The sequence below is a fragment of the Shinella sp. CPCC 101442 genome (assembly GCF_024704725.1).
In the GTDB taxonomy this organism is placed as follows: domain Bacteria; phylum Pseudomonadota; class Alphaproteobacteria; order Rhizobiales; family Rhizobiaceae; genus Shinella.
Window position 1 is genome coordinate 610675 of sequence record NZ_JALIQS010000004.1, and the last position, 21361, is coordinate 632035.

Annotated in this window: 21 protein-coding genes and 1 tRNA gene; 13 read left to right on the forward strand and 9 right to left on the reverse strand. The window is 62.8% G+C overall.

Translation table 11 applies throughout. The features are described from left to right. Positions 1-10 precede the first annotated feature (10 nt). The 5 genes from MUO32_RS18290 to MUO32_RS18310 all read left to right on the forward strand — a co-directional run bounded on the left by MUO32_RS18290 (position 11) and on the right by MUO32_RS18310 (position 4679). Positions 11-331, forward strand: a complete 321-nt coding sequence (locus MUO32_RS18290; RefSeq protein ID WP_257949797.1) for an SH3 domain-containing protein — start codon at positions 11-13, stop codon at positions 329-331. A 165-nt stretch (positions 332-496) separates the two neighbouring features. After that, the gene (gene rpsO, locus MUO32_RS18295) at positions 497-766 is read left to right on the forward strand and encodes a 30S ribosomal protein S15 (RefSeq protein WP_257949798.1); all 270 of its coding nucleotides are present in this window, start codon (positions 497-499) and stop codon (positions 764-766) included. 317 nt (positions 767-1083) lie between these two features. Next, a complete protein-coding gene (gene pnp, locus MUO32_RS18300; protein ID WP_257949799.1) occupies positions 1084-3225 on the forward strand; it encodes a polyribonucleotide nucleotidyltransferase in 2142 nt (713 codons plus the stop codon). A 93-nt stretch (positions 3226-3318) separates the two neighbouring features. After that, a complete protein-coding gene (locus MUO32_RS18305) occupies positions 3319-4335 on the forward strand; it encodes a class I SAM-dependent methyltransferase (RefSeq protein WP_257949800.1) in 1017 nt (338 codons plus the stop codon). 113 nt (positions 4336-4448) lie between these two features. Then, the gene (locus tag MUO32_RS18310; protein ID WP_257949801.1) at positions 4449-4679 is read left to right on the forward strand and encodes a hypothetical protein; all 231 of its coding nucleotides are present in this window, start codon (positions 4449-4451) and stop codon (positions 4677-4679) included. A gap of 39 nt (positions 4680-4718) precedes the next feature. Here MUO32_RS18310 and fabI read toward each other — a convergent pair whose 3' ends face one another. The 3 genes from fabI to fabA form a co-directional block, all read right to left on the reverse strand. Next, entirely contained in the window at positions 4719-5525 is an 807-nt protein-coding gene (gene fabI, locus MUO32_RS18315) for an enoyl-ACP reductase FabI (protein ID WP_257949802.1), read from the reverse strand. A gap of 5 nt (positions 5526-5530) precedes the next feature. Further along, a complete protein-coding gene (gene fabB, locus MUO32_RS18320) occupies positions 5531-6754 on the reverse strand; it encodes a beta-ketoacyl-ACP synthase I (RefSeq protein WP_257949803.1) in 1224 nt (407 codons plus the stop codon). Positions 6755-6833: 79 nt separating this feature from the next. After that, positions 6834-7349: a 3-hydroxyacyl-[acyl-carrier-protein] dehydratase FabA gene (gene fabA, locus MUO32_RS18325; RefSeq protein ID WP_257949804.1), complete on the reverse strand. Its 516-nt coding sequence runs from the start codon at positions 7347-7349 to the stop codon at positions 6834-6836. A 316-nt stretch (positions 7350-7665) separates the two neighbouring features. Here fabA and irrA point away from each other — a divergent pair, with 316 nt between their 5' ends. After that, entirely contained in the window at positions 7666-8088 is a 423-nt protein-coding gene (irrA, locus tag MUO32_RS18330; RefSeq protein WP_257949805.1) for an iron response transcriptional regulator IrrA, read from the forward strand. A gap of 8 nt (positions 8089-8096) precedes the next feature. On the opposite strand, the gene MUO32_RS18335 is transcribed toward irrA, so the two are convergent. Continuing rightward, positions 8097-8732 carry a trimeric intracellular cation channel family protein gene (locus MUO32_RS18335; protein ID WP_257949806.1) on the reverse strand — a complete coding sequence of 212 codons (636 nt, stop codon included), beginning with the start codon at positions 8730-8732 and terminating at the stop codon, positions 8097-8099. 128 nt (positions 8733-8860) lie between these two features. On the opposite strand from MUO32_RS18335, the gene MUO32_RS18340 reads away from it, so the two are divergent. Then, complete coding sequence (locus tag MUO32_RS18340; protein ID WP_257949807.1) at positions 8861-9334, forward strand: hypothetical protein; 474 nt, start codon at positions 8861-8863, stop codon at positions 9332-9334. A gap of 6 nt (positions 9335-9340) precedes the next feature. Here MUO32_RS18340 and MUO32_RS18345 read toward each other — a convergent pair whose 3' ends face one another. Next, complete coding sequence (locus tag MUO32_RS18345) at positions 9341-10132, reverse strand: YdcF family protein (RefSeq protein ID WP_257949808.1); 792 nt, start codon at positions 10130-10132, stop codon at positions 9341-9343. Positions 10133-10154: 22 nt separating this feature from the next. Beyond that, complete coding sequence (locus MUO32_RS18350) at positions 10155-11339, reverse strand: TMEM43 family protein (protein WP_257949809.1); 1185 nt, start codon at positions 11337-11339, stop codon at positions 10155-10157. A gap of 161 nt (positions 11340-11500) precedes the next feature. Here MUO32_RS18350 and MUO32_RS18355 point away from each other — a divergent pair, with 161 nt between their 5' ends. Together MUO32_RS18355 and MUO32_RS18360 are read left to right on the forward strand one after the other, a co-directional pair. Further along, the gene (locus tag MUO32_RS18355) at positions 11501-11773 is read left to right on the forward strand and encodes a DUF2934 domain-containing protein (protein WP_257949810.1); all 273 of its coding nucleotides are present in this window, start codon (positions 11501-11503) and stop codon (positions 11771-11773) included. Between the two features lie 122 nt (positions 11774-11895). Next, positions 11896-12519, forward strand: a complete 624-nt coding sequence (locus MUO32_RS18360) for a recombinase family protein (RefSeq protein WP_257949811.1) — start codon at positions 11896-11898, stop codon at positions 12517-12519. A 351-nt stretch (positions 12520-12870) separates the two neighbouring features. Here the strand turns inward: MUO32_RS18360 and MUO32_RS18365 are convergent. Then, positions 12871-12946: transfer RNA gene (locus MUO32_RS18365), tRNA-Ala, on the reverse strand. Between the two features lie 147 nt (positions 12947-13093). Further along, positions 13094-13480 carry a TIGR02300 family protein gene (locus tag MUO32_RS18370; protein WP_257949812.1) on the reverse strand — a complete coding sequence of 129 codons (387 nt, stop codon included), beginning with the start codon at positions 13478-13480 and terminating at the stop codon, positions 13094-13096. Between the two features lie 254 nt (positions 13481-13734). Between MUO32_RS18370 and aroA the strand changes: the two genes are divergently transcribed. From aroA to rpsA, 3 genes are all read left to right on the forward strand, one after another. Beyond that, a complete protein-coding gene (gene aroA, locus MUO32_RS18375) occupies positions 13735-15090 on the forward strand; it encodes a 3-phosphoshikimate 1-carboxyvinyltransferase (RefSeq protein ID WP_257949813.1) in 1356 nt (451 codons plus the stop codon). Between the two features lie 114 nt (positions 15091-15204). Beyond that, entirely contained in the window at positions 15205-15834 is a 630-nt protein-coding gene (cmk, locus tag MUO32_RS18380; protein ID WP_257949814.1) for a (d)CMP kinase, read from the forward strand. Between the two features lie 115 nt (positions 15835-15949). Further along, the gene (gene rpsA, locus MUO32_RS18385) at positions 15950-17656 is read left to right on the forward strand and encodes a 30S ribosomal protein S1 (protein WP_257949815.1); all 1707 of its coding nucleotides are present in this window, start codon (positions 15950-15952) and stop codon (positions 17654-17656) included. 81 nt (positions 17657-17737) lie between these two features. On the opposite strand, the gene MUO32_RS18390 is transcribed toward rpsA, so the two are convergent. Then, the gene (locus tag MUO32_RS18390; protein ID WP_257949816.1) at positions 17738-19543 is read right to left on the reverse strand and encodes a hypothetical protein; all 1806 of its coding nucleotides are present in this window, start codon (positions 19541-19543) and stop codon (positions 17738-17740) included. Positions 19544-19945: 402 nt separating this feature from the next. Between MUO32_RS18390 and MUO32_RS18395 the strand changes: the two genes are divergently transcribed. Then, entirely contained in the window at positions 19946-21328 is a 1383-nt protein-coding gene (locus MUO32_RS18395; protein ID WP_257949817.1) for a nicotinate phosphoribosyltransferase, read from the forward strand. Positions 21329-21361: the final 33 nt, after the last annotated feature.

A 21361-nucleotide genomic window follows, 5' to 3' on the forward strand; every position in this document is an offset into this window, starting at 1 on the left:
GGAATGTTTCATGATGGTTCTTTTGCGCGCTGCCGTCCTTTTGAGCCTGTTTGCCGTCACGCCCGCTCTTGCGGCCGGCGAATGCCTGATCGACGACCCCACGGGCACGCCGCTCAATGTGCGCGCCGAGCCGAATGGCGCGATCCTGACGACGCTTCAGAATGGCGCCAGCGTCGCCATCATCGAAGAGCGCAGGCTCGGCACGAAGCGCTGGCTCCTCGTCTCCTTGCAGGGTCGGCAGCTCGGCTGGATCTTTGGCGCCTATGTCGTCTGCCCCAAGGCGGGCGATGAGGTGAAGGCTGCACCGAGCCAACCGGCTGAGCAGCGCTAGAGGCATCCGGCGGCCGTTCATCACGGCTCTTCCCTTTCATAAGGGAATGGTTTATAGGCACCGCCAGCAATGCGGGGCTTCATGCCTCCTTGCCTTCACGGCCATCGCTGGACGACATCCCGGCTTTTGGCGACCTTTAGTTCTCCATTCATGAAAGGACATACGATGTCGATCACTGCTGAGCGCAAGGCTGCGCTGATGAAAGAATACGCTACTGTCGAAGGCGACACCGGCTCTCCGGAAGTTCAGGTTGCGATCCTGACCGAGCGTATCAACAATCTCACCGGCCATTTCAAGGACCACAAGAAGGACAACCACTCCCGTCGTGGCCTTCTGACCATGGTGTCCACCCGTCGCTCGCTTCTTGATTACCTCAAGAAGAAGGACGATGCCCGTTACAGCAAGCTGATTGCTGCTCTCGGTATTCGCCGCTAAGCAATTTCGGCGGGCGTTCTTGCGAGCGCCCGCCGCTTTCTTTCGCGGAAGAGAATTCCGCCATACCGCTTTGCCTGTGCCGGTTGCGACCGCCTCGTGAAACGGATTTTCCAGCAGGCCGGATGGGCCGGCCCTGCGGAACCAACCGATGACCTGTCATGGGGCAGGATTGCAGGATGCTTCGGGCACGCGTCGTTGGAGACCGCGAGCCGTCACCCGGAAGCCTCCCGTTGTCTTGCCCATGATGTGTCATGAAAGCGGATAGACCACCTGCGCCCTATGGCGGCGGTGCGCGTATCCGCCAAGAAGGACAACACATGTTCGATACCCATACGGTTGAAATCGAATGGGCGGGCCGCCCGCTCAAGCTGGAAACCGGCAAGATCGCCCGTCAGGCTGACGGCGCTGTTCTCGCGACCTACGGCGAAACCGTCGTTCTCGCCACCGTCGTTTCCGCCAAGGCGCCGAAGCCGGGCCAGGATTTCTTCCCGCTGACCGTCAACTACCAGGAAAAGACCTACGCCGCCGGCAAGATCCCGGGTGGCTACTTCAAGCGCGAAGGCCGTCCGTCGGAAAAGGAAACGCTGGTTTCCCGCCTGATCGACCGTCCGATCCGCCCGCTCTTCCCGGAAGGCTACAAGAACGACACGCAGGTTGTCGTCACGGTCGTCCAGCATGACCTAGAAAACGATCCCGACGTCCTGTCGATGGTTGCCGCTTCCGCAGCGCTCACGATTTCCGGCATTCCCTTCATGGGCCCGGTCGGCGGTGCGCGCGTCGGCTACATCAACGGCGAATACGTCCTGAACCCGCATCTCGACGAGATGGACGAGTCGGTTCTCGACCTCGTCGTCGCCGGCACGCAGGACGCCGTCCTGATGGTCGAATCCGAAGCCAAGGAACTGAACGAAGACGTCATGCTCGGCGCCGTCATGTTCGGCCACAAGGGCTTCCAGCCGGTCATCGACGCGATCATCAAGCTCGCCGAAGTGGCTGCCAAGGAACCGCGCGATTTCAACCCGGAAGATCATTCCGCGCTTGAAGCCGAAATGCTCGGTATTGCCGAAGCCGAACTTCGCGTTGCCTACAAGAACACCCAGAAGGCTGAGCGCTACGCTGCCGTCGACGCCGTTAAGGCCAAGGTGAAGGCGCACTTCTTCCCGGAAGGCGCTGAGCCGAAGTACACGAACGAAGTCATCGGCGCGGTGTTCAAGCACCTGCAGGCCAAGATCGTTCGCTGGAACATCCTCGACACCAAGAGCCGCATCGACGGCCGCGATCTCGACACCGTTCGCGCCATCGTGTCGGAAGTCGGTATCTTGCCGCGCACGCACGGCTCGGCCCTGTTCACCCGCGGTGAAACCCAGGCTGTGGTCGTTGCCACGCTCGGCACCGGCGAAGACGAGCAGTATGTCGACAGCCTGACCGGCATGTACAAGGAACGCTTCCTGCTGCACTACAACTTCCCGCCCTACTCGGTCGGTGAAACGGGCCGCATGGGCTCCCCGGGCCGCCGCGAAATCGGCCACGGCAAGCTCGCTTGGCGCGCTATCCGCCCGATGCTGCCGACGGCGGAACAGTTCCCCTACACGCTGCGCGTCGTCTCCGAGATCACCGAGTCGAACGGTTCGTCCTCGATGGCCACGGTCTGCGGCACCTCGCTTGCCCTGATGGATGCCGGCGTACCGCTGGCAAAGCCCGTTGCCGGTATCGCCATGGGCCTCATCCTCGAAGGCGAACGCTTTGCGGTTCTCTCCGACATCCTCGGCGACGAAGACCACCTCGGCGACATGGACTTCAAGGTTGCCGGCACGGCTGACGGCATCACCTCGCTGCAGATGGACATCAAGATCGCCGGCATCACCGAAGAGATCATGAAGGTCGCGCTCAGCCAGGCGCAGGGCGGCCGCAAGCACATCCTCGGCGAGATGGCCAACGCCATCACCGAAGGCCGCTCGCAGCTCGGTGAATTCGCTCCCCGCATCGAAGTCATGAACATCCCGGTCGACAAGATCCGTGAAGTCATCGGCACGGGCGGCAAGGTCATCCGCGAAATCGTCGAGAAGACCGGCGCCAAGATCAACATCGAAGACGACGGCACGATCAAGATCGCGTCGTCCTCCGGCAAGGAAATCGAAGCGGCCCGCAAGTGGATCCACTCGATCGTCGCTGAACCGGAAGTCGGCATGATCTACGAAGGTACGGTCGTCAAGACCGCCGACTTCGGCGCTTTCGTCAACTTCTTCGGCCCGCGCGACGGCCTCGTGCACATCTCGCAGCTTGCTCAGGAGCGCGTTGCCAAGACCTCCGACGTCGTCAAGGAAGGCGACAAGGTCTGGGTCAAGCTGATGGGCTTCGACGAGCGCGGCAAGGTTCGCCTCTCCATGAAGGTCGTCGACCAGGCGACCGGCAAGGAAGTCGCTGCCGACAAGAAGGGCGACGGCGAAGCCGCCGAGTAACCCTATCCTTACGCATCGAGGGGGCGCGGAGCGGTACGTTCCGCGCCCCTTTTCCTTTGACCAACCCGTTGTCCCGTCCGCCGAAAGCCCGCTATGACCCGCGAAGCCCTGAAAACCCTGTTCCATCCCTTTGCCGCCGGCACGCTCGGCATGCCCGGCGAGGGCGAACGCTACCTCTTTCTCGGAGCAGAGGCCGGCCAGCGTCCGCCGGAAGGCTTTGGTGCAACGCTTGAGGCCGTACAGCCGCAGCGCGCCCTCTATCGCGGCCTGGAGGCCGTGCGCGTACCGGTCAAGCCGGTCATCGAGGGCGAGGATTTCGACGGCGCGCTCATCCTGATGACCAAGCACAAGGGCGAGAACGAGAACCGCATCGCGGAAGCCCTTCGCCTTGTGCGCACGGGCGGCCTGATCGTCGTTGCCGGCGGCAAGGAAGACGGCGTGCAGTCGATGCGCAAGCGCCTCGACCAGCTTGGGCTTACCGGCGACTACATGCCGAAATACCATGGCCTCGCCATCTGGTTCGCGCGCCCGGAAGACCCGGCCGAGGCAATCGCCAAGCTCGCCGCAAAGCCGGTGCGCATCGTCGGCCGCTTCACGGCCGCACCGGGCATGTTCTCGCATGACCGGATCGACGACGGCTCCGAACTGCTGGCCACCCGCATCCCGGAGGATTTTCATGGCCACGCCGCCGATTTCGGCGCCGGCTGGGGCTATCTGTCCGTCATGCTCGGCGGCCGCGCGCCGCAGGTGAAGGGTATCGACCTCTTCGAAGCGCATTACGAGGCGCTGGAAGCTGCCAAGGAAAACATGGCGGAGAATTGCCCCAACATTCCCGCACGCTACTACTGGTTCGACCTGACGGCGGAAACGCCGCGCGACCACTACGACCTCATCGTCATGAACCCGCCGTTCCACGAAGGCCATGCCGTCGACCATTCGCTGGGTGCCGGCATGATCGGCATGGCGGCGAAGTCCCTGAAGGTGGGAGGTCGCCTGCTGATGGTCGCCAACCGCGGCCTGCCCTATGAGCCGGTGCTGAAGGCTTCCTTCAAGGAAAGCGGCGAACTCTGCCGCAATGCGCGGTTCAAGGTTCTCTGGGGCAAGCGCTGATCCCGGCGACTTGACAGGCGTCAGGACTGGCTGACGCCGATTGCCGCAGCCGATTGCCATTTCCCTGAAACGGGTCCACCATCTCCGGACCGTTCCCGTTCAGGAGATCCGTAATGGCTTTTGGACCTGCCAGACCGCCGATCACGGAAGATGTGGCGGATGTCATCGCAAAGGATGTAAAGCAAGGGGAGGGGCATACGCCGACCTCCGAGGTTCCGCTCGCCTTTCTGAGGCGCAGCGCGGATGGCAAGCCGCTGGAAATGAACAGCCGTGTGAAGATGATGTTCCTCGGCGTTCTCGCCGCGGTGATCCTGCTCGTCTTCGTGCTGATGGTGCTTTCATAAGAAAACGGCGCGAAGTTTGAAACTCCGCGCCGGTTCTTGTTACTCGCTATCGGCCTTGGCCAACCGCTCCAGCGTCGGCATGGAGGTGATGTTGTAGCCGGAGTCCACATAGTGGATTTCGCCGGTAACGCCGCTCGACAGGTCGGAAAGCAGATAGAGCGCCGAGTTGCCGACGTCCTCGATGGTAACGGTGCGGCGCAGCGGTGCGTTCTTCTGCTGCCAGGACAGCATGGCGCGGGCGTCGGAAATGCCCGCACCCGCCAGCGTGCGGATCGGGCCGGCCGAAATCGCGTTGACGCGGATGCCCTGCGGACCGTAGTCGCCAGCAAGGTAGCGCACGGAGGCTTCGAGTGCCGCCTTGGCGACGCCCATGACGTTGTAGTTCGGCATGAGGCGCGTGGAGCCGCCATAGGTCAGCGTCAGCATCGCACCGCCGTCGGTCATCAGGTCAGCGGCGCGCTTGGCGATTTCCGTGAACGAGAAGCAGGAAATGACCATGGTGCGCGAAAAATTGTCGCGCGAAGTGTCGGCATAGAGGCCCTTCAACTCGTTCTTGTCGGAGAAGCCGATGGCGTGCACGACGAAATCGAGCTTGCCCCACTTTTCCTTGATCGCGTCGATCGTCGCATCCACCGAAGCGATGTCCTCGACATCGCAGGGGATGACGAAATCGGAACCGAGTTCGGCAGCAAGCGGCTTCACGCGCTTGCCGAGCGCTTCGCCCTGGTAGGTGAAGGCGAGTTCGGCGCCCGCACCTGCGAGCTTCTGCGCGATTCCCCAGGCGATAGAGTGGTTGTTCGCGACCCCCATGATGAGGCCGCGCTTGCCGTTCATGATCCCCGTCATGCTGTTCATCCGTTGTGGCGCTGGAAGACCAGCGTGGCGTTCGTGCCGCCGAAGCCGAAGGAGTTGGAAAGAACGGTATCGATCTTGGCATTGTCGATGCGCTTGCGCACGATCGGCACGCCGTCGAATTCCGGATCCAGCTCGGTGATGTGGGCGCTTTCACCGATGAAGCCGGCCTGCATCATCAGCAGTCCGTAGATCGATTCCTGCACGCCGGCGGCACCCAGCGAATGGCCGGTCAGCGACTTGGTCGACTGGATATGCGGGATTTTGTCGCCGAAGACTTCGCGGATCGCGCCGATTTCCTTGGAATCGCCGACAGGCGTCGAGGTGCCGTGCGTGTTGATGTAGTCGACATCGCCCTTCACCGTGGCGAGCGCCTGGCGCATGCAGCGCATGGCGCCTTCGCCCGAGGGCGCGACCATGTCGTACCCGTCGGAGGTCGCGCCGTAGCCGACGATTTCCGCATAGATCTTCGCGCCGCGGGCCTTGGCATGCTCCAGCTCTTCGAGAACCAGAACACCCGCACCACCGGCGATGACGAAGCCGTCACGGGTCGCGTCATAGGCGCGCGAGGCCGTGGCCGGCGTGTCGTTGTACTTGGAGGACATGGCGCCCATGGCGTCGAAGAGGTTCGACATGGTCCAGTCGAGGTCTTCGTGGCCGCCGGCGAACATGATGTCCTGCTTGCCCCACTGGATCATTTCCGCGGCATTGCCGATGCAGTGCGCGGACGTCGAGCAGGCCGACGAGATCGAGTAATTGACGCCGTGGATCTTGAACCAGGTGGCGAGCGTCGCAGACGCCGTCGATGACATCGCCTTCGGTACGGCGAACGGGCCGATCCGCTTCGGAGAATTGTTCTTGAGCGTGATCTCGGCGGCTTCGATCAGCGTGCGGGTGGAGGGGCCGCCCGAGCCCATGATGATGCCGGTCCGCGGATTGGCCGCGTAGTCGGCTTCCTCGAGACCCGAATCGGCGATCGCCTGCTTCATGGCGACGTGGTTCCACGAACCGCCCTGCGAGAGGAAGCGGGCCGCGCGACGGTCGACAAGCTCGGTCGTGTCGATGTTTGGCGAACCCCAGACCTGGCACTTGAAGCCGTGGTCGGCGAAATCCTGGCTGAAGCTGATGCCGGAGCGCGCGTCGCGCAGCGACCCCGTCACTTCGTCCGCGTTGTTCCCGATAGAGGATACGATCCCCAGACCCGTGACAACTACCCGTCTCATATTCCTGCCCTTTTCTTGAACGTCTCGTGGTGACGGCGGCACTGGCGCCGCCCTCAGGCTTCCAGCGGCTCGCGCCGCCTCAGGCTTCCTTGTCCTTCGAGAGGCCGACGCGCAAATCCGTCGCCTGATAGATCGTCTCGCCATCGGCCTTCAGCCAGCCGTCCGCCGTGCCGAGCACGAGGCGCCCGCGCATGACGCGCTTGAAGTCGATGCCGTATTCCAGAAGCTTGGTGTCCGGGCGGATCATGCCCTTGAATTTCACTTCGCCGGTCGAAAGCGCCATGCCGCGGCCGGGTTCGCCGAGCCAGCCGAGGAAGAAGCCGGTCAGCTGCCACATGCCGTCGAGGCCGAGGCAGCCCGGCATGATCGGGTTGCCCTGGAAGTGGCACGGGAAGTACCAGTCGTCGGGCTTCACGTCATAAGCCGCGCGAATGTAGCCCTTGTCGAAGGCGCCGCCGGTTTCGGAGATGTCGGTGATGCGGTGGACCATCAGCATCGGCGGCAGAGGAAGCTGCGCATTGCCGGGGCCAAAAAGCTCTCCGCGGCCGCAGGACAGAATTTCCTCATAGTTGTAGCTGGATTGCCTGGTCGTCATCGAAGGTCTCATCCCCGGTCTTGTATGCGCTTGTTCAGCGTTAGATTTAGAGGAAGATGGATGCGATTTGAAGCATCCCGGCCGCCTCGTCTTTTTTGCCCCACCCTTTGAGGATGAGACGTCCATTCCGCTGTCCGCATACATGATGCCAGCGGTCACAGCCAGTGCAAAGTGGCGCGGGCAAAGCAAAGGCCCCGGTTTTTCCGCATGTTGCGCGCCTTTCGGATGCCGCATTCCTATTGAATCCCGCTTCCGCTAAAGTTATATCGAAAGTTCAAGTTAGTTGTTCAAGGCCCAGCAAGTGGACCCGTCGCCCATGACGCATGCACACGAGATGCCCATCGAAACGCGCCTGCGCCATTCCGGCCTGCGCCCGACGCGCCAGCGCGTGGCTCTTGCCGACCTCCTGTTCGCCAAGGGTGACCGTCACCTTACCGTCGAGGAGCTGCATGAGGAGGCGGTGACCGCAGGCGTGCCCGTGTCGCTGGCAACCGTGTACAACACGCTGCACCAGTTCACCGAGGCCGGCCTCATTCGTGTTCTCGCCGTCGAAAGCTCGAAAACCTATTTCGACACGAACGTTTCGGACCATCACCATTTCTTCGTCGAGGGTGAAAATCGCGTTCTCGACATACCCGTCAGCAATATCGCGATCGACAACCTGCCGGAGCCCCCGGAAGGCATGGAAATCGCCAATGTCGACGTGATCATCCGCCTGCGTCCGCGCCGGAAGGACTGAAACCCTTCTTACATGACATCGTCCGGATGCCGCCCCGGCCGGGGCCGGTAGACCGGGAAGCGCCAGCCGAAGCGCAACGCCCCGCCGCGCACGGCGAAGGCCGCGGCAATGCCGATCGCGGATGCGATCCAGAGCGGCGCGCCGGCCACGGTCGCGAATGTGAAGCCACCCGCCCCGATCAGTGCCGCCGTCACGTAAACCTCAGGCCGCAGCAGCACCGAGGGCTCGTTTGCCAGGAGATCACGGATGATGCCGCCGAAGCTGGCGGTCAGCACGCCGGTGGTGATGGCGACTGTCGGCGACTGGGTCGCCGCATAGCCCTTGGCCGCCCCCATCACGCAATAGGCCGAAACGCCCATGGCATCGAGCCAGAGCAGCAGCCGATAGCGCGACTCGATGCGGTGGGCGAGCACGAAGACGAGAAGGGCGACGGCGACGCAGACGATCAGGTAGGTCGGCTTCACCACCCAGAAAACGGGCGTTGCGCCAAGGATGACGTCGCGCAGCGTGCCGCCGCCGATGCCGGTTGCGGCCGCCAGGAACAGGAAGCCGATAATGTCGAGCTGCTTGCGCGAGGCGGATAGCGCGCCGGTCGCCGCAAAGACCGCGACACCGGTGTAATCAAGCAGTTCCAGGAATGTCACGCTCTTCTCCCCCTCCGGCCAAGCCTCGCGACAGCTTGGCAGCGGTAAAGTCGCGCGCGACAGAATCAGACCGCGCGCGTTCCGCAGCGCATAATGACCGAATCGCCTGCCATGGAAAGGTTTGAGAGATGGCCACCCGCATCATAGCCCTCGCGCTCGTCTCCGCCGCGCTGCTTGCCGCCGGCGTGCCGGCCCGTGCCGCCGAGATCGTGCAGGACCCGCTCGCGACCGTGGAGGCTGAGATCGCCACGCGCTGCAAGAGCACGATCTACGGCGAAGACTTCGCCGACAATGTCGATTTCAACAACGACCGTCTCGTCGATACGATCTTCAATCTTGGCGCTGTCAATTGCGACGGCGTGCCGGGAGGCTTGTGCGGCGATGTCGGTTGCCCGCACCAGTTCTACATCCGCGTGGCGGAGGGCGGCTACTTCCTGGCCGCCAATGCCGATCTCTACGGCTACGACATGAAGCAGCGCTTCGGCAACAAGGTGCTGGAACTCAAGGCCAACGCGGCAAGCTGTGGCCGCGACGACAGCGAATACTGCACGATGACGATCCGGGTGCGCGGCGCCCGCTTCGAAACGATTTCCAAGAAGTAGGGCCGTCTATTGCGGGAAGAGCGCGGGCGTGCGGCCCGCGACGTAGTAGAAGAGCAGGCCCGTCCATTCCCGTACCGCGGTGGTCATCAGCTGGGTGTTCGCCGAAGGCTGCGTGAAATCGAGCCCGAGGCTGGCCTTGCCCGTCGTGCGGTAATCCGTCGGCCATGGCAGGACGTCCAGACCGAGTTTGCGGAAGAGCCCCATGGACCGCGGCATATGGAAGGCCGACGTTATCAAGAGGCAGTTTTTCAGCCCGTTTGACGCCAGCAATGTCTCCGTATTGGCCGCATTCTCGAATGTGTCGCGCGATTCCGTCTCGCGGATCAGCCGGTCGGCGGGGATGCCGAAGGCGGAAAGGAAGCGCTCGGCAATAACGGCGTCGCCTTCATAGGCGCCGCTGAGCGAGCCGTCGCCACCGGAAACGAGGATGCGCGCCGCGGGGAAATCGCGCGCGAGCCGAAGCGTTTCGACAAAGCGGTCGCCCGCCTGCGTCATCTCGAAACCACCGCGTGCCGTGACGATTTCCGATTCGAAGCCGCCACCGAGTGTGATGATGCAGCTCGGCCCGCCCGCCGGGAGATCTGCGCGGGCGAAGCGGTCTTCCAGCGGCTGCAGCAGCACCGCGCCGGTCGTCGTGAACAGTGTCACGAAGAGGACGAGGGCTGCGGCGATGCTCGCCCCCATCCGGATGCCGCCCCAGTTCAGCAGCCCTGCGAGGATGCCGATGACGAGGAGCAGGAAGGCGAGGGAGAGCGGTTGGGCGACGAGCCAGAAAATCTTCGAAATGTAGAAGGTCACGCGTCACCCACTCCTGCCATTGCTATTGTCTGCCGAGCGCACCCGTCGTTACAGGCGCTGCGGCGGTCTTGCCCCTGCGCAGGTAGATGATGCCCGCCGCCAGCGCAATGCCGATGACGAGAACGGCGATGGCGATGAACGGGCGGTAGGCTATCCAGGCGATCGCGATCACGGCCGGGCCGATCAGCAGCGTCAGGATTAGCGCAATGATGGATGTGCCGAAATTGACGATGGAGCCGATGAACGGCACGACGTCACCGATCACGCCGAGGATCGAGAAGATGAAGGCAAAGCCGATGAAGATGCCGACAAGCCCACCCACGCGCACCGCCCAGGTGATGATCGTATTCTCGCTCTGCGCAGTCTCGAACATCGCCACCGCATCGTGGAGGCCGGCCTCGCTGAGAAGAAGCTCGCGCCCGTTCGTCGTCTTGTAGGGCGTAAGACTTTCGCCACGCTGCGCACCGACGAAACTCGCCTCGGAAAGATCCGACCGCTTGAAGGCAATCCTGATGTCGCCGACCTGTGGATTCTGCGGATCGAACGAGAAGACGGCCTGGCCACCAAGGGCGGAGACCGGTTTTCCGAGCGTTGCTGCTTCACCGACGCGGGTTGCGTCGAGCGCGGTCAGCGGGATCGGCCGGTCGTCACCGAGATTGGCCGCCGTTCGCCCATCGACGCTGAAGGCGCCGATATTGGCGGACTCGACCGGGAAGCTTGCATCGTCGATCGGCTTTTGCGGGTTGTCATGGCCCGGCTGGCGGAAGCTGCCGGAGCTGATTTCGCGATGGTTCCATTCCTTGCGATAGGAATAGGTCGTGACGGTTTCCTCGCTGCCGCCGAGCTGCTTGCGCGTCTCGGACTTCGAATCTTCGACCCACTGGTACATCTCGACAACGCGGTCGAGGCCAACCGCGCCCTCGGCCGAAATGCCGAGCATATTGTCCTCGGGCACGCCGACCGGCTTGACGGGACCGGATATGTGCACGAGCTTGCCCTCGTTGGCCGCATCGACGCTGCCGATATCGACTGAAACGACAAGGCCGGCGCCCTCGACGAGCGATCGATAGGTTTTGACCGAGCGGCCTTCGTTCCAGAACAGAAGCCAGATGCAGGCGATCAGCAGGATGAAGCCGACCACGATCTTGATCAGCGCCCCCTTCAGTCTGGAAAACCAGGAGGTAGTCGTTGTTTCCGTAAAGCTCATAATGTCCCCCGACAAGGCTGGCGTCGATCCCTAGACGCCCGGCGAACCATGCTTATTCGCGACCCGTGAAAGACGCAAGAAAAGTCGTTCCCGCCGGCGCCTGTGGAGGGAACATCCTGCCTCGTCAGCCGTTTTTTATCGCAACCTGAAGGGAGCCTGTCATGACCGACGACCGCGACGAAAAAATCCGCAAACGCGCCCACGAACTCTGGCAGCAGCAGGGCCAGCCCGATGGTAAGCCGGATGACCACTGGTATCAGGCCGAACGGGAAATCGACCAGGGCGGCAGAGGCGAAATCGAAGGCGACGATATTCCCAATCTCGCCGCACTGCGCGAAGCCGCCCGCCAGCACAACGACACGTTCATCGTGAAGAGCGATCTCGAGGATGCGGACCAGCGCGAAGCGACGCCGGGCATGCGCGAACAGCCCTGATGGGCGCGCTTCCAGCGAAGCGCCTCAATCTCCATCAAGGCGCACTTCGATAAATGGCATTGAGAACTCAAAACGAAGCGATAATATCGAAGCTATCCAAAGCGAAGTATGGAGCTTCACCTATGTTCATCCGCGCCTATCTCCGCGCCTCCACCAAGGAACAAGATGCCACCCGAGCGAGGGCCGACCTACAGCGTTTCGTTGATGAACGCGGCCTGAGGATTGCGGCTTCCTATGTCGAGAATGAAAGCGGCGCATCTCTCCAGCGCCCTGAACTCTTCCGCCTCCTGTCCGATTGCCAGCCGGGAGACGTGCTTCTGGTGGAGCAGGTAGACCGCCTTAGCCGTCTCAACGCTGCGGACTGGGAGAAACTCAAGGCTGAGATTGCCGCCAAGAGGGGCCGCGTGGTGGCGCTGGACCTCCCGACTTCGCATCAGTTGATCCAGCAAGGCGGTGACGAGTTCTCTGCTCGGATGCTCGACGCCATCAACGGGATGATGCTCGACATGCTGGCCGCTATCGCTCGCAAGGACTACGAGGACCGTAGGAGGCGACAAGCGCAAGGGATTGAGAAGGCGAAGACGGCAGGTGCCTACAAGGGGCGGCCGGAAGATGCGGGGCGCAATGCCGCGCTGATGGACCTCCTCAGGAAGGGGCAGACTTGGGCGAGCATCGTGGCGGCAACGGGTGTCTCAACGTCCACGCTGGCGCGGCTGGCAAAACGGCTCAAGGATGAGGCCGCCTAGCGACATTTCCCTTTCGTGTCCGAGCCCACATTTTTTGGCCCCCAAGGTGTCACCCGAGGGCAACCCCCAGACCCGTTAGAATGGAGCACATGAACAATGGAAGCAGTGAGCGTTATCGGAAAGGTTTTCCTTTGGGCCATAGCTGCCGCTTCGGTCCTCGGCATGACGTGGGTGCCGCTGTCATTGTTTGTTGATGACCGGAATAGGCGGAAGAGCGTCAATCGGTCAGTTCGCGGTGACAGCCGTTAGTCGTGGGGGCGCAAGCTGGGTACGCAAGTGGGTACTCACGATCAATTCGATTGTTCTAATATTCTTTGTAGTTCAATAGTCTATGAAGGGAAAATAGGGGTTTGGTGGAGCTAAGCGGGATCGAACCGCTGACCTCTTGCATGCCATGCAAGCGCTCTCCCAGCTGAGCTATAGCCCCATAACGGGTTCCGGCGGAGCCGGTTTCCGGGAACCGAAGCGGCGTTGCCGTTCGGTGTGGCGGCTTATTACTTCCGGTACCCGGAGATGGCAAGCCGAAAAATGAAATCCGGCCGATTTTTTTGAAACCGGCCGGAAAATCAAAATCTTACACTTCGTCGTCGTCGCCGCCGACACCGATGATGCCGGTCATGTCCTCATCGTCGTCTTCTTCCTGCTCCAGGAAGGTGTCGTCGTCGTCGCCGTCGATTTCAACATCGTCGTCGCCGAGATCCGGCAGGTCGTCGCCGCCTGCTGCGTCTTCATCGGCATCCTCGAGCGAAACGAGTTCGACTTCCGTGTTCTCGGTATCGACTTCGTTGGCGTCCTCTTCCTCTTCCTTTTCCAGGACGGCGGCCGCAGAGGTCTCTTCGAAGAAGGACAGCGGATAGGACTTGCCCGTATAGGGGGAAACGATCGGGTCGCGATTGAGGTCGTAGAACTTCTTGCCCGTTTCCGGATCGATGCGTTTGGTTCCGAGTTCCGCTTTTGCCACAGTCAAAGCCTTCTTAGTGCCGTATGTTTCCGGCGGGGCCGGATGCCCGGCGCGTTGAAAGGTAAAATGATTAGCCGGTCCCCTTAATCGTCTTGCGCAATCCTGTCAAAGCCTAACTTCTGAAGGGGCCTTTGCGCGCCGCGCAGCGATTGTTTTCCGGGAGGTGGATGACGGTTTAAATCGTTTGTGATAGCAAGCCCGCGTTCTTCCCGGCGCTCTTCCGGGGAGCTGTCCATATATCAAGGAAGACGCCCATGTCGCACGGCGCCAGTGCACGGCCCGCAACCGCCCGCAAATCCTCCGGCCTTTCCGGAACCGTTCGCATTCCCGGCGACAAGTCGATCTCCCATCGCTCCTTCATGTTCGGCGGCCTTGCCAGCGGCGAGACCCGCATCACCGGCCTGCTCGAGGGCGAGGACGTGATCAACACGGGCAAGGCGATGCAGGCCATGGGCGCCAAGATCCGCAAGGACGGCGACACCTGGATCATCAACGGCGTCGGCAATGGCGCGCTGCTGGCCCCCCAGGCGCCGCTCGATTTCGGCAATGCCGGCACCGGCTGCCGCCTGACCATGGGCCTCGTCGGCGTCTACGATTTCGCTTCCACCTTCATCGGCGACGCCTCGCTGACCAAGCGCCCGATGGGCCGCGTGCTGAATCCGCTGCGCGAAATGGGCGTGCAGGTGACGTCCGAGGACGGCGACCGTCTTCCAGTTACCTTGCGTGGGCCAAAAACCCCCACGCCGATCACCTATCGCGTGCCGATGGCATCCGCCCAGGTAAAGTCCGCCGTGCTGCTCGCCGGCCTCAATACGCCCGGCATCACGACGGTCATCGAGCCCGTCATGACGCGCGACCATACGGAAAAGATGCTGCAGGGTTTTGGCGCCAACCTCACCGTCGAGACGGATGGCGACGGCGTGCGAACGATCCGCCTCGAAGGCCGCGGCAAGCTGACGGGCCAGGTCATCGACGTTCCCGGCGACCCGTCCTCCACGGCGTTCCCGCTGGTCGCAGCCCTGCTTGTTCCGGGCTCCGACGTCACCATTCTCAATGTGTTGATGAACCCGACCCGCACCGGCCTCATCCTGACGCTGCAGGAGATGGGCGCTGATATCGACGTGCTGAACCCGCGCCTTGCCGGCGGCGAGGACGTGGCGGACCTGCGGGTGCGCTCCTCCACGCTCAAGGGTGTCACCGTGCCGGAAGACCGCGCACCGTCGATGATCGACGAGTATCCGGTTCTCGCCGTCGCCGCCGCTTTCGCCGAGGGCGCGACCGTCATGAACGGCCTGGAAGAGCTGCGCGTCAAGGAAAGCGACCGCCTCTCGGCCGTCGCCATCGGTCTCAAGCTCAATGGCGTCGATTGCGACGAGGGTGAAGCCTCGCTCGTCGTGCGCGGCCGCCCTGATGGCAAGGGCCTCGGCAATGCCGCGGGTGCTGCCGTAGCAACCCATCTCGACCACCGCATCGCCATGAGCTTCCTCGTCATGGGCCTCGTCTCGGAGAACCCTGTCACGGTGGACGACGCGACCATGATCGCGACGAGTTTTCCGGAGTTCATGGACCTGATGGCGGGTCTGGGCGCGAAGATTGAACTGAACGCATAGAAGCGGCCCGGTCGGGTGCTGCATTAATGACGACCGCCAAGCCTTACCTCTTGGCATGGCGGCGTCTTTTCCGCTAACACCCTTGATGAAAAGCATTTGATGCATGGGTGCGCTATGAAGACGATCGCCATCGATGGCCCCGCTGCTGCCGGCAAGGGCACGCTGTCGCGCCGTATTGCAGAAGAGTTTCGCTTCCATCATCTGGATACGGGCCTGACATACCGGGCAACGGCGAAGGCGCTGCTTGATCGCGGCCTGCCGCTTGACGACGAGGCGGTCGCCGCCGATGTCGCACGCAGTCTCGATCTCGGCGGGCTCGACCGTGCGGTGCTTTCGGCCCATGCGATCGGCGAGGCCGCGTCCAAGATCGCCGTCATGCCCTCCGTGCGCCGTGCGCTCGTCGAGGCGCAGCGCAGTTTTGCGGCGCGTGAGCCCGGAACGGTGCTGGATGGCCGCGATATCGGCACGGTCGTTTGCCCCGATGCGCTGGTAAAGCTCTACGTCACGGCCTCGCCGGAGGTGCGCGCGAGGCGGAGGCTGGACGAAATCCTTGCCGCCGGCGGGTCGGCCGATTTCGAGACGATCCTCGACGATATTATCCGCCGTGACGAGCGCGACATGGGTCGGGCGGACAGCCCGCTGAAGCCTGCGGACGATGCGCACTTGCTTGATACCTCGGAAATGAGTATAGAGGCGGCGTTTTCCGCGGCAAAGTCGTTCATCGACACCGCGCTTAAGCAATAGAGCAAGGCCTGTCCCCGCGCCGGATTTGCTGTCTTCCAAGACAGCGGACATCGTTTTGTTCCTCATCAACGCTAACCCCCGGCGCCCGTGCCCCAGAGGCACACCAGGAGTTTCAATGTCTCAAGCAAACCCCACGCGCGAAGATTTCGCAGCCCTTCTGCAGGAATCTTTTGCGTCTAACGATCTCGCCGAAGGCTATGTTGCCAAGGGTATCGTTACGGCCATCGAGAAGGACGTCGCCATCGTTGACGTCGGCCTCAAGGTCGAAGGTCGCGTACCGCTGAAGGAATTCGGTGCCAAGTCCAAGGACGGCACGCTGAAGGTCGGCGACGAAGTCGAAGTTTACGTCGAGCGCATCGAAAACGCGCTGGGCGAAGCTGTTCTGTCGCGCGAAAAGGCTCGCCGCGAAGAGAGCTGGGCCAAGCTCGAAGTCAAGTTCGAAGCCGGCGAGCGCGTCGAAGGCGTCATCTTCAACCAGGTCAAGGGTGGCTTCACCGTCGATCTCGACGGCGCCGTTGCCTTCCTGCCGCGTTCGCAGGTCGACATCCGTCCGATCCGCGACGTCACGCCGCTCATGCACAACCCGCAGCCCTTCGAAATCCTCAAGATGGACAAGCGTCGCGGCAACATCGTTGTTTCGCGCCGTACGGTTCTTGAAGAGTCGCGCGCCGAGCAGCGTTCTGAAATCGTTCAGAACCTCGAAGAAGGCCAGGTTGTTGACGGCGTCGTCAAGAACATCACCGATTACGGTGCGTTCGTTGACCTCGGCGGCATCGACGGCCTGCTGCACGTCACCGACATGGCCTGGCGCCGCGTCAACCATCCGTCGGAAATCCTGTCCATCGGCCAGCAGGTCAAGGTACAGATCATCCGCATCAACCAGGAAACCCACCGTATCTCGCTCGGCATGAAGCAGCTCGAGTCGGATCCGTGGGATGGCATCGGCACCAAGTACCCGACCGGCAAGAAGATTTCCGGTACGGTTACGAACATCACCGACTACGGTGCGTTCGTCGAGCTGGAGCCGGGCATCGAAGGCCTGATCCACATCTCCGAAATGTCCTGGACGAAGAAGAACGTTCACCCCGGCAAGATCCTGTCCACCAGCCAGGAAGTTGACGTGGTCGTTCTCGAAGTCGACCCGACGAAGCGCCGCATCTCGCTCGGTCTCAAGCAGACCCTCGAGAACCCGTGGCAGGCATTCGCGCACAGCCACCCGGCTGGCACGGAAGTTGAAGGCGAAGTCAAGAACAAGACCGAATTCGGCCTGTTCATCGGCCTCGACGGCGACGTCGACGGCATGGTGCACCTGTCGGACCTCGACTGGAACCGTCCGGGCGAGCAGGTCATCGAAGAGTTCAACAAGGGCGACGTCGTCAAGGCTGTCGTTCTGGATGTGGACGTCGACAAGGAGCGCATCTCGCTCGGCATCAAGCAGCTGGGCAAGGACGCTGTCGGCGACGCCGCCACGTCCGGCGACCTGCGCAAGAACGCCGTCGTTTCGTGCGAAGTCATCGCGATCAACGATGGCGGCATCGAAGTGAAGCTCGTCAACCACGAGGACCTCACGTCGTTCATCCGCCGCAACGATCTGTCGCGTGACCGTGACGAACAGCGTCCGGAGCGTTTCTCGGTCGGCCAGACCGTTGACGCCCGCGTCCTGAACTTCTCGAAGAAGGATCGCAAGATCCAGCTTTCGATCAAGGCTCTGGAAATCGCTGAAGAGAAGGAAGCCGTCGCACAGTTCGGTTCGTCCGACTCGGGCGCTTCGCTCGGCGACATCCTCGGCGCGGCTCTGAAGAACCGCAACAACGCCGAGTAAGCCTTGCTTGCCTGACCAATAAGAAGCCCGCGGAGAGCAATCTCCGCGGGCTTTTTCGTTGCGAGGTTTTTTGCTGCGCGCTCAGGTCCAGTAGTCGCCGAGCTTCTGGTAGAAGACGAGGCCGGGTTCGATGACGCCGACCATCTCCGCCGTCTTCTCGCGTCGGCGGGCCATGTCGGGGGTCTCGGGCCCTTCGCCGTCACCCGTGTTTTCGTCGTCCGTATCGCCGCCATTGCCTTCGCCGGCATCCTCGTCGGTGGCCTCATCCGTCTCGGCTTCGCGCGTTTCCGACCAGTCCAGGTCTTCTTCCACAGGTGTGTAGGGTACGAAGGCCAGCGGCACGCCCTCGCGCAGGGCCGCGACCGTCGGCGGCGCGAGATCGGGCTGCGCGGCAATCTGAACCTGGGGAGCGCCGGCGTCCGCAAGGCGCTGGGCGGGGCGGGCCTCCTCGGTGAGGACCGGCGTCTGCCGTGCCGGAACGGAGGCCGTCTGGGTCGGGTCCGGCCTTGCGCGCATCGCTTCCTCGGGAAGGTCGGTGCTCGCCAGTTCGGCATCCTGCTCGGGCGTGGCAATCGTTTCCGGTGCCGGGTCTCCTTCGACAGGCGGAAGGTCGGTCTCTGCAAATTCGCCTTCTGGTGGGATAACGAGATCGAGGGGGCGCTCAAGGAGCGTGCGGAGGAACGTTGCCTCTTCCGGAGAGAGATTCTCGACGAGATGCGCGACGGCCTGCGTCATCAGGGCGGGGGGCAGGTCCCGCGCCACGGCCTGTAGCACGCTGCGTGCCAATGCCTGGCCCACGACATTGGCAAGCGGCGTCTTTGCGGGTGTTTCCTCGCGCCTGACAGTCGCCGGCGTGGCGGTTTCATGCTCTTTCGCATCGACCTGATGGGGCGTGGCGACTTCGTTGGCGTCTATCCGCGAGTGGGCGTCTGTGACGGGGAGGACGGGCACTGACGCAGGGCTGGTCACGGTCGAGCGCGTCTCGGGCGTCCGCAGGAGAGCAGGCATCTCGACCTGCTGCCGGATGGAGCCGGCAAGTTCGGCTCTCTGCACCACCGTTCCGCGCGTTTCCGCCCGGCTTGCCGGTTCCGTCTTTACCGTCGTCGGTGTGGGTTCAGCTTTCTCCGCGTTTTCGGGCTTAGCGGTCAGTACCGCTTTTTCAGTCCTTCCAGCGGTTTCGGCTTTTGCGATCGGCTCGGCCTTGACGATCCTTGTCGTCGTCTCCACCGCTTCCGTCAGCTCGGCAGCCGCAACAAGCGGCTTGCTGGTGGCCCCATCGAAGCCGAAGATGCGCTTCAGCGCGGCTTGCAGGGTGCGGGCGTCGCCGCCGGGCAGCTGCGCCAACTGTGCCACCTGCTGCATGCCGTGGCGGCCGACGACGGCGAGTTGCTGCGCCGTCAGGGCGAGCGGCTTCTGCTGGGACGTCTGGCCGGCGGCGGGTGTATCGTCTGCCGTCAGGTTCGTGGCGAGCAGGCTGGCAAGTTTCTGCGCCTCCGGGCCATTCGGGTTGCGTACGATTTCCACGAGGGTGCGCGTCGGCATGGCCGACAGCACGGTGCTGATCAGCTTTTCAACAGCAGGACGTATTTCTGCCGGCAGCTTGGCAATGAGGTCCGCGAGCTTACGCCCGCTTTCGCCTTCCTTGCCGGGCAGGGTTTTCAGGATGGTCAGCAGCGTTTCGAGGAGGTCGCGATTGGGGCTCGGCTGGCCGGTGCGCGGCATATGCTTCAGCATCGTCTCGATGAGGCGGAGCAACACTTCGGCACGCAGATTGGCAAGGGCGGCCGCCGAGAGTTGCGGCTTGGCGGCGGCATCGACTGGTCCCTCCGCCGGAAGGGCGGGGGTGGGCTGGGTCGTCCCGGTCGTTGTCGCTACGCGCGGCAGCATGCCTGCCTCCTGTTCGCCGCCTTGCCGATGCACCGCACCCGCAAGGCCCGCCAATGTTCCATCGTCCGTCGGATGGCGCATCATGCGCGACGCTGCGAGGGGTGCTTTCGACCCGGACGAACCGGGTACTCTACGCGGAGGCGGCGGGTAAACCTGCTGGCACTGGACCGCTTGACTGTGCCGGACGGGCGTTCCCGAGACTCCGAACAACTTCTAGCCCTTACATTTGGCATTTTATGGTTAACAAAGTCCTAACGGACCAGGAAGCCTTCGCAGATGCAGCAAGCATCCCGGAAATGTCCCGTCCGGCGGCTCTTGCCCCTTATGCTCAGCTCAAGTAAATCTTGCCCGCATTGCTGGCCGCTGCTTTGCGAGAGGCCCGGAAGCGGCGGAGACTTTTCGATGAACCTCACCAACCTTGTCCTCAATACGGACAGCTACAAGTTCAGCCACTACCTGCAGTATCCCCCGGAAACCCGCGCCATCTCGTCCTATGTCGAGGCGCGCGGCCATTCGGATCACGCGGAAGTGCTGTTCTTCGGCCTCCAGATGTTCCTCAAGGAATATCTGTCGAAACCGGTGACGATGCAGGACATCGACGAGGCCGAGGGCATCGTCACGGCGCATGGCCTGCCGTTCAACCGCGAGGGCTGGACGCATATCGTCAACGCACACGGCGGCTACCTGCCGCTCCTCATCGAGGCTCTGCCGGAGGGTACGCTCGTGCGTCGCGGCGTGCCGATGGTGCAGGTCGTGAACACGGACCCTGCCTGCTACTGGCTGACGTCTTATATCGAGACGGCGCTCCTGCGCGCCATCTGGTATCCGAGCACCGTCGCTTCCAATTCGCGCAAGGTGAAGCAGATCATCCAGCCGTTCCTCGAGAAGACCTGCGACGATCCCGCCGCCGTCCTTCCCTTCCGCCTGCACGATTTCGGCGCGCGCGGCACGACGAGTCTCGAACAGGCCGGTATCGGCGGTGCGGCGCATCTCGTCAATTTCATGGGAACGGATACGGTCAGCGCCGTGCTCTATGCCCGCCGCTACTATGGCGCGGACATGGCGGGCTTTTCGATCCCTGCCTCCGAGCATTCGACCATGACCTCCTGGGGCCAGGAGCGCGAGGCGGAAGCCTATGGCAACATGGTCGACAAGTTCGGCGGCAAGGGCCTCTATGCCGTCGTCTCCGACAGCTACGATATCAACAATGCCGTTTCGGAAATCTGGGGCAAGCAGTTGAAGGATCGCGTACAGGCGGCCGGCGGCACGCTGGTCGTCAGGCCCGACAGCGGAGATCCCGTGGAAACACCGGTGCAGGTGCTGCGCCAGCTCGCCTACGCCTTCGGCACGCATCTGAACGGCAAGGGCTACAAGGTGCTCGACAACAGCGTGCGCGTCATCCAGGGCGACGGCATCTCGCCAGCCGATATCACCCTCATCCTCGGCCGGCTGGAAGCCTTCGGTTTTTCCGCGGAAAACATCGCCTTCGGCATGGGAGCCGGTCTGCTCCAGCGCGTCAACCGCGACACCTATTCCTTCGCCATGAAGGCCAATGCACGGCAGGATTCCACCGGTGCCTGGCACGACGTCTACAAGCGCCCGGCGACCATGAACCTGAAAGCCTCCAAGGCCGGCCGACAGGCGGTGGTCGAAGGCTATATCGGGCTCGAGGGCGCGCGCGTCGACCAGTTGGCCGGTCGTCGCAACCTGCTGCAGCCGGTCTGGCGGGACGGAAAACTCCTTGTCGACTGGCACTTCGATGAGGTGCGCGCCCGCGCGGTGTAATGCTCTTGCAGTCGGGCGCCCGCCGCTCCATCT

Coding starts and splice junctions, on each gene's coding strand:
- MUO32_RS18290 (WP_257949797.1), top strand. CDS start 11: ATGATGGTTCTTTTGCGCGCTGCCGTCCTTTTGAGCCTGTTTGCCGTC.
- rpsO (WP_257949798.1), top strand. CDS start 497: ATGTCGATCACTGCTGAGCGCAAGGCTGCGCTGATGAAAGAATACGCT.
- pnp (WP_257949799.1), top strand. CDS start 1,084: ATGTTCGATACCCATACGGTTGAAATCGAATGGGCGGGCCGCCCGCTC.
- MUO32_RS18305 (WP_257949800.1), top strand. CDS start 3,319: ATGACCCGCGAAGCCCTGAAAACCCTGTTCCATCCCTTTGCCGCCGGC.
- MUO32_RS18310 (WP_257949801.1), top strand. CDS start 4,449: ATGGCTTTTGGACCTGCCAGACCGCCGATCACGGAAGATGTGGCGGAT.
- fabI (WP_257949802.1), bottom strand. CDS start 5,525: ATGACGGGGATCATGAACGGCAAGCGCGGCCTCATCATGGGGGTCGCG.
- fabB (WP_257949803.1), bottom strand. CDS start 6,754: ATGAGACGGGTAGTTGTCACGGGTCTGGGGATCGTATCCTCTATCGGG.
- fabA (WP_257949804.1), bottom strand. CDS start 7,349: ATGACGACCAGGCAATCCAGCTACAACTATGAGGAAATTCTGTCCTGC.
- irrA (WP_257949805.1), top strand. CDS start 7,666: ATGACGCATGCACACGAGATGCCCATCGAAACGCGCCTGCGCCATTCC.
- MUO32_RS18340 (WP_257949807.1), top strand. CDS start 8,861: ATGGCCACCCGCATCATAGCCCTCGCGCTCGTCTCCGCCGCGCTGCTT.
- MUO32_RS18350 (WP_257949809.1), bottom strand. CDS start 11,339: ATGAGCTTTACGGAAACAACGACTACCTCCTGGTTTTCCAGACTGAAG.
- MUO32_RS18355 (WP_257949810.1), top strand. CDS start 11,501: ATGACCGACGACCGCGACGAAAAAATCCGCAAACGCGCCCACGAACTC.
- MUO32_RS18360 (WP_257949811.1), top strand. CDS start 11,896: ATGTTCATCCGCGCCTATCTCCGCGCCTCCACCAAGGAACAAGATGCC.
- aroA (WP_257949813.1), top strand. CDS start 13,735: ATGTCGCACGGCGCCAGTGCACGGCCCGCAACCGCCCGCAAATCCTCC.
- cmk (WP_257949814.1), top strand. CDS start 15,205: ATGAAGACGATCGCCATCGATGGCCCCGCTGCTGCCGGCAAGGGCACG.
- rpsA (WP_257949815.1), top strand. CDS start 15,950: ATGTCTCAAGCAAACCCCACGCGCGAAGATTTCGCAGCCCTTCTGCAG.
- MUO32_RS18390 (WP_257949816.1), bottom strand. CDS start 19,543: ATGCTGCCGCGCGTAGCGACAACGACCGGGACGACCCAGCCCACCCCC.
- MUO32_RS18395 (WP_257949817.1), top strand. CDS start 19,946: ATGAACCTCACCAACCTTGTCCTCAATACGGACAGCTACAAGTTCAGC.